Source organism: Agromyces sp. NDB4Y10 (assembly GCF_001620055.1).
Lineage (GTDB): Bacteria > Actinomycetota > Actinomycetes > Actinomycetales > Microbacteriaceae > Agromyces > Agromyces indicus.
This window is the reverse complement of the sequence record NZ_LQGY01000003.1, coordinates 1-15,364: the sequence shown is the minus strand read 5'-3', so window position 1 is coordinate 15,364 and position 15,364 is coordinate 1. Positions and strand designations below refer to the sequence as shown.

Annotated in this window: 13 protein-coding genes and 1 pseudogene; 5 read left to right on the top strand and 9 right to left on the bottom strand. The window is 72.9% G+C overall.

The window, feature by feature from the left end; genetic code table 11:
- Positions 1 to 7 precede the first annotated feature (7 nt).
- Positions 8 to 1,267 (bottom strand): P-loop NTPase, encoded by a 1,260-nt coding sequence (locus AVP42_RS00725; protein ID WP_067945149.1) that lies wholly within the window; start codon positions 1,265 to 1,267, stop codon positions 8 to 10.
- Positions 1,267 to 1,899 (bottom strand): SAF domain-containing protein, encoded by a 633-nt coding sequence (locus tag AVP42_RS00720; RefSeq protein ID WP_157356662.1) that lies wholly within the window; start codon positions 1,897 to 1,899, stop codon positions 1,267 to 1,269. Before AVP42_RS00720 ends, AVP42_RS00725 begins: the two co-directional genes overlap by 1 nt.
- Before the next feature lie 110 nt (positions 1,900 to 2,009).
- On the opposite strand from AVP42_RS00720, the gene AVP42_RS00715 reads away from it, so the two are divergent.
- Positions 2,010 to 2,303: a helix-turn-helix domain-containing protein gene (locus tag AVP42_RS00715; protein ID WP_067945146.1), complete on the top strand. Its 294-nt coding sequence runs from the start codon at positions 2,010 to 2,012 to the stop codon at positions 2,301 to 2,303.
- Between the two features lie 6 nt (positions 2,304 to 2,309).
- Here the strand turns inward: AVP42_RS00715 and AVP42_RS00710 are convergent, their stop codons facing one another.
- Positions 2,310 to 2,900, bottom strand: coding sequence for a hypothetical protein (locus tag AVP42_RS00710; protein WP_067945144.1), 591 nt, complete (start codon positions 2,898 to 2,900; stop codon positions 2,310 to 2,312).
- 173 nt (positions 2,901 to 3,073) lie between these two features.
- Between AVP42_RS00710 and AVP42_RS00705 the strand changes: the two genes are divergently transcribed.
- Together AVP42_RS00705 and AVP42_RS00700 are read left to right on the top strand one after the other, a co-directional pair.
- Positions 3,074 to 3,526, top strand: coding sequence for an Rv3235 family protein (locus AVP42_RS00705; protein WP_231878490.1), 453 nt, complete (start codon positions 3,074 to 3,076; stop codon positions 3,524 to 3,526).
- Positions 3,527 to 3,597: 71 nt separating this feature from the next.
- A complete protein-coding gene (locus AVP42_RS00700; protein WP_067945128.1) occupies positions 3,598 to 4,851 on the top strand; it encodes an adenylate/guanylate cyclase domain-containing protein in 1,254 nt (417 codons plus the stop codon).
- 82 nt (positions 4,852 to 4,933) lie between these two features.
- Here the strand turns inward: AVP42_RS00700 and secA are convergent, their stop codons facing one another.
- From secA to mtrA, 6 genes are all read right to left on the bottom strand, one after another.
- Positions 4,934 to 7,723: a preprotein translocase subunit SecA gene (secA, locus tag AVP42_RS00695; RefSeq protein ID WP_067945126.1), complete on the bottom strand. Its 2,790-nt coding sequence runs from the start codon at positions 7,721 to 7,723 to the stop codon at positions 4,934 to 4,936.
- Between the two features lie 178 nt (positions 7,724 to 7,901).
- A complete protein-coding gene (gene hpf, locus AVP42_RS00690; RefSeq protein ID WP_067945124.1) occupies positions 7,902 to 8,612 on the bottom strand; it encodes a ribosome hibernation-promoting factor, HPF/YfiA family in 711 nt (236 codons plus the stop codon).
- Positions 8,548 to 9,417, bottom strand: coding sequence for a ComF family protein (locus tag AVP42_RS00685; protein ID WP_067945121.1), 870 nt, complete (start codon positions 9,415 to 9,417; stop codon positions 8,548 to 8,550). Before AVP42_RS00685 ends, hpf begins: the two co-directional genes overlap by 65 nt.
- A 91-nt stretch (positions 9,418 to 9,508) precedes the next feature.
- The gene (locus AVP42_RS00680; RefSeq protein WP_197466911.1) at positions 9,509 to 11,197 is read right to left on the bottom strand and encodes an LpqB family beta-propeller domain-containing protein; all 1,689 of its coding nucleotides are present in this window, start codon (positions 11,195 to 11,197) and stop codon (positions 9,509 to 9,511) included.
- The gene (gene mtrB, locus AVP42_RS00675) at positions 11,190 to 12,857 is read right to left on the bottom strand and encodes an MtrAB system histidine kinase MtrB (RefSeq protein WP_067945117.1); all 1,668 of its coding nucleotides are present in this window, start codon (positions 12,855 to 12,857) and stop codon (positions 11,190 to 11,192) included. The genes AVP42_RS00680 and mtrB overlap by 8 nt, the downstream gene beginning before the upstream one ends.
- A 10-nt stretch (positions 12,858 to 12,867) precedes the next feature.
- Positions 12,868 to 13,548 (bottom strand): MtrAB system response regulator MtrA, encoded by a 681-nt coding sequence (gene mtrA / locus AVP42_RS00670; protein WP_067945115.1) that lies wholly within the window; start codon positions 13,546 to 13,548, stop codon positions 12,868 to 12,870.
- A 134-nt stretch (positions 13,549 to 13,682) separates the two neighbouring features.
- Between mtrA and AVP42_RS00665 the strand changes: the two genes are divergently transcribed.
- Positions 13,683 to 15,005 (top strand): glycerophosphoryl diester phosphodiesterase membrane domain-containing protein, encoded by a 1,323-nt coding sequence (locus tag AVP42_RS00665; protein ID WP_067945113.1) that lies wholly within the window; start codon positions 13,683 to 13,685, stop codon positions 15,003 to 15,005.
- Positions 14,996 to 15,364, top strand: a pseudogene (locus AVP42_RS00660) (hypothetical protein); the annotation flags it as partial. The gene AVP42_RS00665 and the pseudogene AVP42_RS00660, both read left to right, overlap by 10 nt.

The window sequence follows — 15,364 nt, the reverse complement described above, 5'->3', positions numbered from 1 at the left end:
CGCCTGCTCAGGCCACCGCGGCGCGCCGGCGGCCGACCGGCAGGAGCGCGCGCCGGCGCGGCGCGGGTTCCGGTTCGGGCAGCAGCCGGTCGTCGACGTAGGCACGCAGTGCCGCGCGGAGCGGCGACCGCGGCGCGGCATCGCGGAGGGTGCGCGCCATGAGGATCGCGGCATCCGTCGCCCGCCCGTCGTGCGGGAGCAGCGTCGCCTCGGCGAGCCCGGCGAACCGCCGCAGCGTCTGGCGGACCTGCGCATGCGCATCGAGGCCGAGCGCACTCGACCGCACGCGGTTCACCACCACGTCGACGCGTTCGACGTCGACGAGGTCGACCAGCTCGCCGTGGCCACGCAGCAGCCGCGACAGTCCCACTGGGTCGGCGAGGCCGACGGCGAGCACGCGATCGGCCGCCGCGAGTGCGGCGAACGTCGCGGCATTGCGCCGCGGCGCGAACTGGTCGGTCATGAGCTCCTCGTCGCGTTCCAGCGAGAATCCCGTGTCGACCACGACGTACTCGAACCGATCGCGCATGGCCGCGAGCGCGGCCGTGACGCGCTCGTCGGAGAGCTCGGGCCATCGGCTCGGGCCGACGAGCCCCGTGAACACCTCGAACGGGGCGCGCGGCGACGAGTAGCGCTGGGCGATGCGCTCGAGCTCGGCGCGATCGAGCGCCCCCGCACCGGCCAGCCGGCACGCCGAGGCGAATCCCGGCGCCTCGTCGAGCAGGCCGAGGATCGGCGCGACGGCGCCGCCGTACGGATCGGCGTCGACGAGGGCCACGCGGTGGCCCGCGGCGGCGAGCTCGGCGGCGACGTTGACCGCGACGGTGGTCCGGCCCGGGGCGCCCGCCGGGCCCCAGACCGCCACGATCCCGTTCCCCGGGCCGGCGTCGCGGCCGGCGGTGGCCGGGTCGCCCAGACGCGACGGGACGGTGACCCCGCCGCTGACGAGGGCCTCGAGCTCGGCGACGGGGACCCCGGCATCGAGCACCTCGTGGAGCCCGATGCGATTGGCCTGCGCGCGATCGTGGTCGGAATCCGCGAGCGCGATGCAGCGGATGCCGCGCTCGTCGCACGCGGCGAGCAGCTCGGGCGTCAATGTCGCGCGGCCCGCGCCGACGACGACCACCTCCGGCCCGACGACGTCGAGGCAGTCGAGCACGTCGCGCCATCCGACCAGCCGGGCCACGATCGTGTGCCCCGACTCGACCAGGTCGGCGAGGATGCGGTCCTCGAGCGACGGGTCGAGGGCGAGCGCGAGACGGGCCATCAGTCGCGGACCGCGCCGGTCGCGGGGACGAGGTCGACGGCGTCGCCCGCGGCGAGCGCCTCGAGGAGCGCCGCGGTCTTCTCGCGCGGGATCAGCAACTCGACCGTGGGCCCGCCCGTCGACATCATGCCGTCGGATTCGGCGACCGCCGCGACCTCGGCACCGGGCACCAGCACCACCGGCGGCTCGAACGCGCCGCGCTCGACCTCGGCGGCGGTCCACACGTCGACGAGGGCGCCCGGCGCGACCTCGCCCGGCAGCGGACGCGAACTCGTGACGACCACCACCGCGAGGTCGGCGCGCTCGCGGTCGGCGACGGATGCCGCGGGCAGGAGCTCGCCCGCCTGCACGGTGCGCACCACCACGAGACCGCCCTCGGGGAGGTCGTCGGGGGCGAGGTAGCCGTCGGCGAGGGCGCCGAGCCGGACGGATTCGACCCGGAGCGAGGCGGCCTCCACGCGCGTGCCCGGCGTGAGCGTCGCCGGGGCGACCAGGACCTCGCGGGTGTCGTCGAGCGCCTCGACGAGCGCCCAGATCCCGAGGCTGGATCCGGCCACGAGCGCCAGCCCGATGAGCAAGCGGGGATCGACTCGCGTCGAGCCCCGCTCTCGTCGTGCGCTGCGAACCGCCATTCCGACTCCTCTCCTCGGTCGCCGGGACCATGGTGGCGCCTTGCCGAGAGGTCACCGTGAAGTTATCCACACCGCGGACGGCGTCCGACGGCGAGGTCGATAATCGAGTGATGATCCAGAACGGTCCGGGCGATGCGATCGGCCGCTTCCTTACGGTCGCCGATGCGGCCGAGGTGCTCGCCGTCGACGTCGAGACCGTGCACGACCTGATCCTGTCGGGCGAGCTGCCCGCGATCCGAGTCGGCGAACGCGGGCCATGGCGCGTCGAGCGCACCCAGCTCGAGCTGTGGATCGACGACCAGTACGAGGCGACGCGGCGTCGTTCGGCATGGCATCAGGGCGAGTTCGCCAACGTCATCGAGTTGTCCGGCCTGCGCTCCGGAGGGCCGCGCGCCGTCGACTGAGGCGCTTCAGCGCACCGTCACCGCCACGACGCGGGCGAACGGCACCAACCGGTAGCCGCGGACGTCGCGTTCGCGCCGAGGGGTCCCCGGCTCGTGCAGGGCGAGGTCGAGGTGATCGAGGCCGACGCGGTCGATCGTGCCGTGGTGCCGGCCGTCGAGGGACTCGAGATCGACGGGGATGCGACGCCGACCGAGGTCCCGCAGCACGAACGCGAGCCCGATGCGCTCGGCGATCCTGGTGGAGGACTCGGGCACTCGCGTGAGGCTCTCGTCCACCTGGCGACGACCCGCGGCGACCGCGGCGATCGCGTCCATCGGGACGATGCACTGGCTCCGGCCGCCCTGCACGACGAGGTGCCCGCTCAACCAGTCGCGGCCGAACGTCGTGGGCTGCACGAGCAGCGTGCGTCCTCCCGCGAGCTCGAGGCGGATCCCGCCGCGTTCCCCGTCGGCCGCGGCGAGCGCCATGATGCGCTCCCGGAGCGACAGCCGGGCGAGCCGCAGCCGCTCGGACTCGAGCGCCAGCACGCGCTCCTCCTCGCGTTGCTCGCGGTCGAGCTGCGACTCCAGGTCGTCGAACAGCAGGTCCCAGCGCATGCGCCGACGCTACCCGGCAGGGCCGGAGCCGACGCACTTCTCCACAGGCGCGGATTTCCCTTGACACCCGAGAGCGCTCGACCGTACCGTTCAGTCAGACCCTCCTACCCCCCGAACAGGGGACACCGCGTCGACGCATGCCGGCTGACGGGCCCCACCCTACTGGAGCATCCATGACCGCTCGCCTCCCCAGCGCGCCCAGAACCCCCGTCGTCGAAGGGGCCGTCGCGCGTCGCCTGTTCTTCGACGACGACGAGTTCTCCCGCCAGCGCTCCGGGCGAGCCGAGCTCGACGACCCCGAACAGCTGCTGCGCAACCTGACCCACTGCGTCATCGAGGTCCTCGCGGGTGCGCGCGACCTCGAGCAGCTCGCGCGGTGGGTGACCGACGACGTCTATCGGAACCTCTCGAAGCGCGTCGTGCTGGCGGCCCGAGCACGGCGAGCGAAGGGGCTCGTCCCGCAACGGCCCGCCTTCACCGTCGGACGGGTGATGATCGACGAGCCCGCCGACGGCATCGTCGAGGCGGTGGTCATGGTGCACCAGCGCGCTCGATCGCGAGCGGTGGCCATCCGCCTGGAGGGCCTCGACCAGCGCTGGCGCGCGAGCGTCATCAGCGTGCTCTGATCCGCGACTCCCCGGCCCCACCGGTCCCACCGGTGATGGCACCTCGCCGGCACATCCCCTAGCCTCATGCCATGGACCGCGGCTCGGCGGCCCGGCGCATCACGGCGGCGGGCACGGCCATCGCCTCGCTCGGCGTGGCCCCGGGCGACGACGACGGCCGCCGCATGGAGAAGCGGGTCCTCACGTTCACCGCCGTCTTCACCTCGGTGGTGGTCGCGCCCTGGGCGGCGTTCTACTACGCCATCGGGGTCCCCGTGGCCGCGGCCATCCCGACCGTCTACATCGTCGCCACGATCGCGGGCCTCGCACACCTTCGCGCGACCCGGGACGACCGGTGGTTCCGCCGGTCCCAACTGACGATGTTCCTCACGCTGCCGCCGCTCGTCCACGTCGCCCTGGGCGGCTTCGCGAACAGCAGCGGCGTCATCCTCTTCGCGGCATCCGCACCGATCGGCGCGCTCTCGTTCAGCCGCGTACGACGACCCGGGCTCGTGTTCGCCCTCTACGTGGCCATCGTGGCGGCCATGGTGCCACTCGAGGGCGTGCTCAGTGCGACCGCTCCCGACCTCGACCCCCGCGTGGTCACGCTGTTCTTCGCCGTCAACATCGTGTCGGTGTCCACGATCGTCTTCGTCGCGATGCGCGCGTACGTCCGTTCGCGCGACCGACTCGCCGCCGCCTTAGCGGAGGAGCGGGACCGCTCCGACCGGCTCCTGCGGAACGTCCTCCCGGGCGCGATCGCCGATCGCCTCGTCGCGGGCGAGCACCCGATCGCCGATCGCCTCGACGGGGTGGGGGTCCTCATCGCGGACATCGTCGACTTCACGAGCCTCTCGGAGACGCTCTCCCCGGACGCCCTCGTGCAGGACCTGGATCGCCTGTTCGGCGCACTCGACGACCTCACGGCCCGGCACGGCCTCACCAAGGTCAAGACGATCGGCGACGCGTACCTCGTGATCACCGGCGGGCTCGACGACGAGGCCGACCTCGACGCCCTCGCGGGGTTCGCGCTCGACGCCCGGGCACTGGCCGCCTCGCACGCGATCGGCGAACGTCCGGCGGTGCACCTCCGCGTCGGCATCGCCGTCGGACCGATCGTCGCCGGCGTCATCGGCGCCTCCCGCTTCCTGTGGGACGTCTACGGCACGACCGTCAACACCGCGAGCCGCATGGAGTCCACCGCGCCTCCGGACTCGATCCAGGTCACCGACGCGGTGGCGGACCGCCTCGCGGAGGGCTTCCGACTCCGGCCCCGGGGTCCCGTGGACGTCAAGGGCATCGGCACGGTGCACACCTGGTTCCTCGAGTCGCGACGATCGGCCTAGACGACCTCGCGCGAGGCGTCCCGCGAAGCGCCGGGACGCGGAACGACCCGGGCGTCGCCCGGGCCGTTCGTCGTGGTCGCGGTCAGCGCCCCTTGCGATCCTGGGCGCGGCGCTCCTGCCGGTTCATCGGCGCGGCGTCGCCCTCCGTGCGCTGCCCGAACGCGCCGCGGGCCGCGGGCTGCTGCGGCTGCTGCGGCTGCTGCTGTGCGGCGACGGCGCGACGCGCGCGCTGCGTGGCCGCCTGCTGGATCTGCCCGCGCTGGTTGCGCACCTCCACCCCGCCCGAGTCGCTCGGGGCGGAGTAGCTGAGCTTGTCCTCAGGAGCGGTGGGGCGCTGCAGGCCCTTGGCCTCGATGCGCGGGGCGGCACCCTGCTGCGCGACCTCGACCTCGAGGTTGAAGAGGAAGCCGATGGTCTCCTCGCGGATCTGCCCCATCATCTGCTGGAACATGGCGTAGCCCTCGCGCTGGTACTCGACCAGCGGGTCGCGCTGGGCCATGGCGCGCAGGCCGATGCCGTCCTTGAGGTAGTCCATCTCGTAGAGGTGGTCGCGCCAGCGGCGGTCGATGACCGAGAGCACCACGCGCCGCTCGAGCTCGCGCATGGCGGGGCTGCCCAGCTGCTCCTCGCGGCGCTGGTAGGCGAGCTTGGCGTCCGAGAGGATCTCGCGGCGCACGAAGTCGCGGTTGACGCGCCCCTTCTCGCCGGCCTCGGCGACGACCTCGTCGATCGTGATGCCGATCGGGTACAGCGTCTTCAGCTCGGCCCAGAGCGCGTCGAAGTCCCACTCGTCGGGGCTGGACTCGGCGGTGTGCTCGTCGAGCACCTCGTCGATGACCTCTTCGAGGAACGACTGCACGCGGTCGTGCAGGTCGTCGCCCTCGAGGATGTGCCGGCGGTCGGAGTAGATCGCCTCGCGCTGGCGGTTCAGGACGTCGTCGTACTTCAGCACGTTCTTGCGGATCTCGGCGTTGCGCGCCTCGACCTGCGACTGCGCCGAGCGGATGGCGCGCGTGACGACCTTCGACTCGATGGCCACGTCGTCGGGCACGCCGCGCGACATCAGGCTCTCGGCGGCTCCCGCGTTGAACAGGCGCATGAGGTCGTCGGTGAGCGAGAGGTAGAAGCGGCTCTCGCCGGGGTCGCCCTGTCGGCCCGAGCGGCCGCGGAGCTGGTTGTCGATGCGGCGCGACTCGTGACGCTCGGTGCCGAGCACGTAGAGCCCGCCGGCGGCCAGCACCTTCTCGGCCTCCTGCTCGACCTCGGCCTTGGTCTGGTCGAACACGGCGTCCCAGGCGGCCTCGTACTCGTCGGGGGTGTCGACGGGGCTGAGCCCGCGCTCGTGCATCCGCTGCACCGCCATGAACTCGGCGTTGCCGCCGAGCATGATGTCGGTGCCGCGACCGGCCATGTTCGTCGCGACGGTGACGGCACCCAGTCGGCCGGCCTGCGCGACGATCGCGGCCTCGCGGGCGTGGTTCTTCGCGTTCAGCACCTCGTGGCGCACGCCCTTCTTGGCGAGCAGCCGCGAGAGGTACTCGCTCTTCTCGACGCTCGTCGTGCCGACGAGGACGGGCTGGCCCTTCTTGTGCCGCTCGACGATGTCCTCGACGACCTGGGCGAACTTCGCCTCCTCGTTCTTGTAGACGAGGTCGGGCTGGTCGATGCGCACCATGGGCTTGTTCGTCGGGATCGCGACCACGCCGAGCTTGTAGGTCGACATGAACTCGGCCGCCTCGGTCTCGGCCGTACCGGTCATGCCCGAGAGCTTGTCGTAGAGGCGGAAGTAGTTCTGCAGCGTGACGGTCGCGAGGGTCTGGTTCTCGGCCTTGACCTGCACGCCCTCCTTGGCCTCGATCGCCTGGTGGATGCCCTCGTTGTAACGGCGCCCGACGAGGATGCGTCCGGTGTGCTCGTCGACGATGAGGACCTCGCCGTTCATCACGACGTAGTCCTTGTCGCGCTTGAAGAGCGCGCGCGCCTTGATCGAGTTGTTGAGGAACGAGATGAGGGGCGTGTTCGCCGACTCGTAGAGGTTGTCGATGCCGAGGTAGTCCTCGACCTTCTCGATGCCGGGCTCGAGGACGCCAACGGTGCGCTTCTTCTCGTCGACCTCGAAGTCCTCGCCGGGGACCAGCCGCTGCGCGAGGCGCGCGAACTCGGTGAACCAGCGGTTGGCCTCGCCCGAGGCGGGGCCGGAGATGATGAGCGGCGTGCGGGCCTCGTCGATGAGGATCGAGTCGACCTCGTCGACGATGGCGAAGTAGTGGCCGCGCTGGACCATGTCGGACGCCTGCCACGCCATGTTGTCGCGCAGGTAGTCGAACCCGAACTCGTTGTTGGTGCCGTACGTGATGTCGGCGGCGTACTGCTCGCGACGGACCGCGGGAGTCTGGCCGGCCACGATGCATCCGGTCGACATGCCGAGCGCGCGGAAGACGCGGCCCATGAGCTCGGACTGGTAGCTCGCGAGGAAGTCGTTGACCGTGACGATGTGCACGCCCCGGCTCGTGAGCGCGTTCAGGTAGGCGGCCGTCGTCGCGACGAGCGTCTTGCCCTCGCCCGTCTTCATCTCGGCGATGTTGCCGAGGTGCAGGGCCGCGCCGCCCATGAGCTGCACGTCGAAGTGGCGGAGGCCGAGGGTGCGACGGCTCGCCTCGCGGACCGCGGCGAACGCCTCGGGCAGGAGGTCGTCGAGCGACTCGCCGTTGCCGTAGCGCTCGCGGAGCTCGACGGTCTCGTGCTTGAGTTCGTCGTCGCTGAGCGCCCGGAAGTCGTCTTCGAGGGCGTTGATCGCGGCGGCGTAGTTCTCGAGCCGCTTGAGGGTGCGACCTTCGCCGACGCGGAGGACCTTTTCCAGAATCGAAGCCACGAACTGCTCTCCCGTTGTCGTCAGGCGTGCGACGGCGGGGTGGGGCACCCGCGCACGCCGGAGGATCCGCCTGTGCAGACGGTCATCATAGCCATGCTACTGGGCTGCGGACTGGGCGTCGGCCCGGTGCCCGGCAGGAGTCGCCGGGCGCCGGGCCGACGGGTCGGCGGGACGCGGGTCAGGCGCCGGCTCGAGCCAGGTCCGCCTGTCCCGACTCGGCGGTCGCGTCGGCGTTGCCGTGCTCGTCGAGGCCGATCAGGCCGTAGTCCCAGCCCTTCCGGCGGTACACGACGCTCGGTCGGTGCGTCTCGACGTCGATGAAGAGGTAGAAGTCGTGGCCGACGAGCTCCATGTGGTACAGCGCGTCGTCGACGGTCATCGGGGTGGCGTTGAACACCTTGCGGCGGATCACGACCGGTGAGTACGGCGCCTCCTCGGCCGAGGCGTCCGAGTACTCTCGGACGACGGGGATCTCGCCGGTGCGCACGCGCTCGAGCACCTCGACGTCGGCGGCCTGCACGCCGACGCCCGCGAAGCCGCCCTCGGTGGCCTCGCGCAGCGAGGTGGGGCGGCGACTGCCGCCGCGATGGACCTTGCGACGGTCCTTGGCCCGTCGGATGCGCTCGAGCAGCCGCCCGAGCGCGACGTCGAACGCCGCGTACTTGTCGGAGCCGTCGGCTTCGGCCCGGACGAGGGGCCCCTTGCCGACGAGGGTGAGCTCGACGCGGTCCAGCCCGGAGTTGCCGTTCTTCTCGTTGTGCCTGCTGACCTTGACGTCGAGCGAGATCGCACGGTCCGAGAGGTTGGACACCTTCTCGGCCTTCTCAGCCGCGTAGGCGCGGAATCGATCGGTCACTTCCAGGTTGCGTCCGACGATGTTCAGTTCCATGACGACCTCCATCCACCGGCGTGTCACCCGGGTTGGAAGGGTGGTTCGACCACGCCTGTCCTGACACCGTAGTCCGCCCGCCCGCCGATGTCACGGGCCGTTCACCAACTGGCAGGGAGATCTCCGGGACGCGCCTGGGCGTGTGGGCCACGACCGCCGCGGCATGCACGGTGCCGCCCGCCGAACGGATGGCGCGGACCGCCTCCGCGAGCGTCGAGCCGGTGGTGACGACGTCGTCGACGACCAGGAAGGTGCGCCCGTCGAGGCGGCGCAGCGGGGCCAGCGATCCCGCGGCGTTCGCCCGCCGCGCCTCGCGTCCGAGGTGGGCCTGGTCGAGCCGTCCCTCCCGCGTGCGGAGCACCGCCGGGGCGCGGAAGCCGGCGCGGCCGAGGAGCAGGCGGACCGGTTCGTACCCGCGCTCGCACCGCGCGGCCCGGGTCGACGGCACGGCGGCGATCTCGAGCCGCGTCGGCGGCATCCCGCCGACCGGGTCGCGGCAGGCCGCCGCGAGGGCGGCGCGCAGGGCGGGGGCGAGCGCGGCCGCGGCATCCGTTCGCTGGGCGTCCTTCATCGAGCGGATGACGCTCGAGGCGATGCCCGCGTACTCGAGCCCGGCCCACACTGCGATGCCGTCGGTCCCGCCGAGGACCGCCCGGCTCGTGCGCACCGGCGCGGGCGCGAGCGCAGCTCGGCACGCGTCGCACACCGAGCGATCGGGCGCGCCGCATCCGGCGCAGTCGACCGGCAGCACGAGCGCGAGGGCGTCGAGCACGGCGGCGCGGACGGGACGGGCGAACGGGGGCACCCGCCCATCGTGACCCGCGCCGCCCGCGGCATCCGCTCGCCTCGGCGGCACGCGTGCACCGCCAGCGCTTGCCGGACCCGTGGAGGACGAGTCAGCCGGACTGCTGCGTGGCCAGGAACCGGATGCCGCGGTCCTGGACCTGCCACGTCGCGCCCGCCCGGGTGGCCAGGTCGCCGTCCGACGTCAGGACGCGGAGGTCGCGCTGGCTGTTCGCGCCGTCGAGCTGCACCGCGCCCTCGGGCCCCTCGCCCGCGGTGTCCGGCGCACCGACCTCCTGCAGGCCGACCCGCGCACCCGACGCCGACGCCGTCAGCACGCCGATCGACCCCGAGTCGAGCCAGGCGAGGTCGAGCGGCTCGCCGACCGCCCCCGCCAGCTCGAGCACCACCGGCCCGAGGGCGACCGGGAGCCCGGCCTCGTCGCGCTGGACCGACGCGACGACCACGCGCGATCGCGCGCCGTCGGCCAGGAGGGCCGCGAGCCGCGTGCCGTCGCGCGACAGCTCGATCGCCGCGATGCGCGACCCGCTCCACGGAACGGGGATCTGCTCGCCGGCGGCCGAACCGTCGACCGCGAACCAGGCGAGCGCGTCGGGCGCGTCGCCCGGCACGGACCACACGACGTCGTCGATGTCGAGCGCCGGCACCACGAGCCCGTCGCGCGGATCGAGCAGCACCGGCTCCTCGTCGGGACGCACCAGCCAGACCCCGTCGGCGGCGCGCACCGCGGCGGCGTCGTCGCGGGGACCGAGCGCGGCTCCGGTCGGCTCGAGGGCGACGACCTGCTCGGAGATGCCCGGTACGGGTGAGAGCTCGTCGCCACCCGACAGGAAGCCGAACGCCTCGCCGTCGTACACGACCGGCCTCGGGTCGATGCGCAGCGTGCGCTGCGGCTCCTGCGCGAGGTCGGGCGCCTCCACGGGCGCGCCGTTCAGCGCGAGCTCGACGTTGCGGACGTTCCGAACCCCCGCGAGGCTCTGCTCGAGCTGGTACTGCATGCGCTGCACCGTCAGCAGGTTGTCGAAGGCCGCGCCGACGAGCGAGACCTCGGCGACGCCGTCGGTGACCGGCACGGTCGCGGGATCGAGCGTCACGTCCTCGGGGATCGCCGACACCACGGCGGGCGCGAGCCATTCCGCCGGCCCCGCGAGGAGGGCGCGCACGATGCTCGTCTGGGCGGACTCCCGCCCGGCGAACCAGCGCACGTCGGGCACGAGGAAGCGGTACTGCGGATCGAAGAACGCGAGCGTGTAGTCGCGGTACACGATCTGGAAGGTGGTCTCGTCGACCAGCAGGCCCGGCGGCGCGGCCGAGATGCGCCACTCGCCGTCGACCTGCTCGAACTCGTACTGGAGCTGGACCGGCGCGGTGGTCGCGGACTCGAGGTACTGGCCGTTCGGCGCGAGGCTCCCCGACGGCACCACCTGGACCCGGATGCCGCGCTCGCCGAACTGGTTGAACGTGCGGTCGGCCAGCACGTCGATCGTGGTGCCGGCGTCGGCCGCCCACTCGCTCGCGAAGGCGGGCGTAAGGTACTCGCGGGCGATGTCGTAGTTGCCGCGAGGGCTCGCGGCCGCCTCGATGAACCCCTCGAGGATCTGCTGCTGGGTCTCACCGCCCTGCGGCTGGCGGACGAGCACGTCGAGGTCCACGGGCTCCTCCGCCGGGCGCGCGACCCCCGCGTTGACGTTCCCGCTCGTCGGGATGGACGCGCATCCCGTGAGCGTCGCAGCGAGCGCGAGGGCGGCGATCACGGCCGCGCGGCGGGCGAGATCACGCATCGTGGACCTCCCGGATCGCGGCGGTGTCGGTCGGAGGTGTGGACGGCGGCCCCGGCTCGGTGGCATCCGGATCGTCGGGCTCGAGCGCGAGGGGCGGCACGACCGGCTCGATCCCTCGCCGCCGAGGGAGCGTGAGCCGGAACACGGTGCCCCGACCCTGCCGCGACCACACGTCGATCGTCCCCCCGTGCGCGACGGCGTCCTCGAGGGAGATGGCGAGCCCGAGCCCGGTGCCCCCGATGCTGCGACGGCGACTGGGGTCCGCCCGCCAGAACCGGTCGAACACCCGCGCGGCGTCCTCCTCGCTCATGCCCATGCCGTAGTCGCGGACCGAGAGCGAGATCGCCGTCTCGTTGCTGTCGACCGACACGACGATGGGGCGGCCCTCGCCGTGCTCGATCGCGTTGCCGACCAGGTTCCGCACGATGCGGCGGATGCGGCGCGGGTCGACGTCGGCGTCGAGGTGCCCGCCGGGCGCCTCGAGCCGGAGCTCGCTGCCGTGCTCGACGGCGAGCTCGTGCATCGACTCGATCGTCTCGCCGGCCAGGTGGACGAGGTTCGTGGGCTCCGTCTCGAGTTCCACGGATCCGGCGTCGTACCGGCTGATCTCGAGCAGGTCGGCGAGCATGTTCTCGAACCGCTCGGTCTGCGTGCGGAGCAGCTCCACCGTGCGGGCGGTCGCCGGGCGGAAGTCGTCCCGCTGCCCGTCGAGCACGTCGCCGGCCAGTCGGATGGTCGTCAGCGGGGTGCGCAGCTCGTGGGAGACGTCCGAGACGAACCGCTGCTGCATGACCGAGAGCTCGGCGAGTTCGCGGATGCGCGACTGCAGCGTGTCGGCCATGCCGTTGAAGGATGCCGCGAGCGTGGCGATCTCGTCCTCGCCCCGGACCGGCAGGCGCACGCCGAGGTCGCCCGCGGCGAGGCGCCGGCTCGTGGCCGCCACCGCCTGGATCGGCTCGATCACCCAGCGCACGACGACGAGCGTGATGGCCGACAGCAGGGCGATGAGCGCGACGGCGCCGACAGCGCCCGTCGCCTGCACGAACGCGAGCGTCTGCGCCGCATCGGCGAGGTCGTAGCCGATGTAGAGCTCGTAGAAGCCCGCGCCCGGGATCTCGAGCTGCGAGCCGACCATGATGCCCGGCACCGACTCGCCGCGGCTGTTGACGAGTTCGATCGACTGCCAGTACTGGCCGGTCGGGTTCTCCTGCACCCGCTCGCGCAGGTCGGCGGTGATGCGACCGCCGAGGTCGGGGCTCAGGAAGTCCGGCGGGGCGATCGACGCGGGCGGCGTCCCCGGCGCGCGGAACAGCGCGATGTCGGCGCTGCCGGAGACGCCGGTGACGGTCTGCAGCGCCGAGCTCGTGACGGCCTGGACCGAGGCGCGGTCCGCGGCATCCGACGACTCGAGGTATCGCTGGGCTGCGACCGTCGCCGTCGCCGACGAGGCCAGCACGCGGTCGACCTGGTCGGAGAACAGGTTCGAGGCGACGGTGAACGAGATCGTGAAGCCGATCACGAGGATCGCGAGGCTCGACAGCCCGAGCGTGATGAGGACGGTGCGGAACTGCAGCGAGCGCCGCCAGAGCGTGCCGATGCGGCGGGACTGCGCGCGGATCCAGCCGAGGCTGCGCGCCGCCGGGTTCGCCGCCGCGGTCATCGCGCCCGTCTCAGGTGGTGGCGCCGGCGCGGTAGCCGACGCCGCGCACGGTCATCACGATGCGGGGGTTGTCGGGGTCGTGCTCGACCTTGGCGCGGAGCCGCTGCACGTGCACGTTCACCAGGCGCGTGTCGGCCTTGTAGTGGTAGCCCCAGACCTGCTCGAGCAGCATCTCGCGCGTGAACACCTGCTGCGGCTTCGACGCGAGCGTGAGCAGCAGGTCGAACTCGAGCGGCGTGAGGTTGATGCGCTCGTCGCCGCGGCGCACCTCGTGGCCGGCCGCGTCGATCACGAGGTCGCCGATCGAGATCGTCTCGACCGCCGACTCGGGCGCCGGCCGCAGGCGCGTGCGGATCCGGGCGACGAGCTCCTTCGGATTGAAGGGCTTGACCATGTAGTCGTCGGCTCCGGACTCGAGCCCGCGCACGACGTCGGCCGTGTCGCTCTTGGCCGTGAGCATGATGATCGGCGTGCCCGACTCCGCACGGATGCGGCCGCACACCTCGATGCCGTCCATCCCGGGCAGCATGAGGTCGAGCAGCACCAGGTCGGGCTTGGTCTCGCGGAACGCGGCGACCGCGCCGGAGCCGTCGGCGCAGAACGACGGGTCGAACCCCTCGGTGCGCAGCACGATGCCGATCATCTCGGCGAGGGCCGTGTCGTCGTCGACGACGAGTACGCGTGGCGTCATCCGTTGCTCTCCGTCGTTGCCGGCGCACCGCCGGCGGGGAACCAGGTGCCTCCAGCGTAGTGGCTCGACAGCCGGGACCGGCCGGGGCGGGCCTGTGGCAGCATTGGGGCAACCCCGGAGAAGGAGCGCCGCACGTGCCCGACCACGACTGGAAGCCGCCCGTCGGCGGTCCCGACGACGCGACGGATGCCACGGGCGCAGGCCCCGCGCCCGGTCCGCCCCCGCCGGTGCCGCCGGTGGCGCCCCCGCTCCCGCCCGCGGCGCCCCCGCCCTACGGACCGCCGCCCGGATACGCGTCCGCTCCCGGGCCGTACGGAACGGCTCCCGGGTCGTACGGAACGGCTCCCGGGCCGTACGGCGCGGCCCCCGGCCAGTACGGCGCGGCGCCCGGCCCGGCCGGCTGGACGCCGCCGCCGAAGCCCGGCCTGCTCCCCCTGCGGCCCATGTCGTTCGGCACGCTGCTCTGGGCCCCCTTCCGCACGCTCCGCCGCAACCCCGCGCCCGTGTTCGGGACGGGCCTCGTCGTGCAACTCGTGTCGGCGATCGCGTCCGCCGCCGTGTTCGTGCCCCTCTTCTTCTGGATCTTCTCGCGCGTCGAGACGGCGAGCGAGGCCGACCTCGACGCGATCCTCTCCGGCGCCGTCGGCTGGGTGGTCCTGCTCTCGCTCGTGCCGATCGCGGTCTCGGTGGTCGCGGCCGCATTCCTGCAGGGCGTGATGGTCGTGGAGGTCGCGAGCGGCACCCTGGGCGAGAAGCTCACGTTCGGACAGCTCTGGCGCCGGGCCGCGCGCCGCATCGGCCCGCTGATCGGCTGGACGCTCCTCGTCGGCGCGGTCGTGCTCGTCGTGCTCGGGGTCGTGTTCGGCGGCGTCATCGCGGCCGCGTTCATCTCCCCCGAGGCGGCGTTCACGGCGGCGGGGCTCGCCGTCGTGGCCGTGCTCGGACTGGTCGTGCTCGGCGCATGGCTCGGCACGAAGCTCGCGCTCGTGCCGAGCGTCATCGTGCTCGAGCGCGCGGGCATCGGCCGTTCCATGCGCCGCTCGTGGGCCCTCACGAACGGCAACTTCTGGCGCACGTTCGGCCTGATCCTCCTGGTCGGGCTGATCCTGTCGTTCGCCGCGCAGGTGGTGGTGCAGCCCGTGTCGCTGCTCGGCACCATCCTCGCCAGCGTGCTCGACCCCGGCGCGGGCGAGACCTACCTGGCCATCTCGATCGCCACCACGATCGCGACGCTCGTCCTCTCGATCCTCATCGGCGCGATCACCTCGGTCGTGCAGGCGGCCCTCATCGCCGTCATCTACATCGACCTCCGGATGCGCGGCGAGGGGCTCGACCTCGAGCTCGAACGCCACGTCGAGGCCCGCGACGCCGGACGCGACGTGTCCGATCCGTACGAGACCGTGCCCGCCGCTCCGGCCGGGCCGCCGACCGCCGGCACCGCGCCGACGTGGTCCTGACCGGCCCCGTGCGGTGGGAGCCGCCGCTCGACCCCGACGCGCCCGAGGCGCGACGGTGGGTGCTCGACGAGCTCGCGAAGCCCGAGTACCGCGCGGCGGAGCCGACGGCGTTCGACCTGTTCGCCCAGGCGGTGCGCGACTGGCTCGTCGGCCTCTTCGAGGGCGCCGGCGGGCTGCCGATGCCGGCCCTCGCGCTCATCGCGGTCCTCGTCGTCGCCGCGCTCGTGGGCGTCGCCCTGCTCGTGTTCGGCCTGCCGCGGCTGCGTCGCCGGGCCGGAGCGCCCGTGCCGCTGTTCGACGACGGCGACGTGCGCGACGCCGCCGCCCTGCGCCGCGCAGCCGAGGCGGCCGCGGCATCC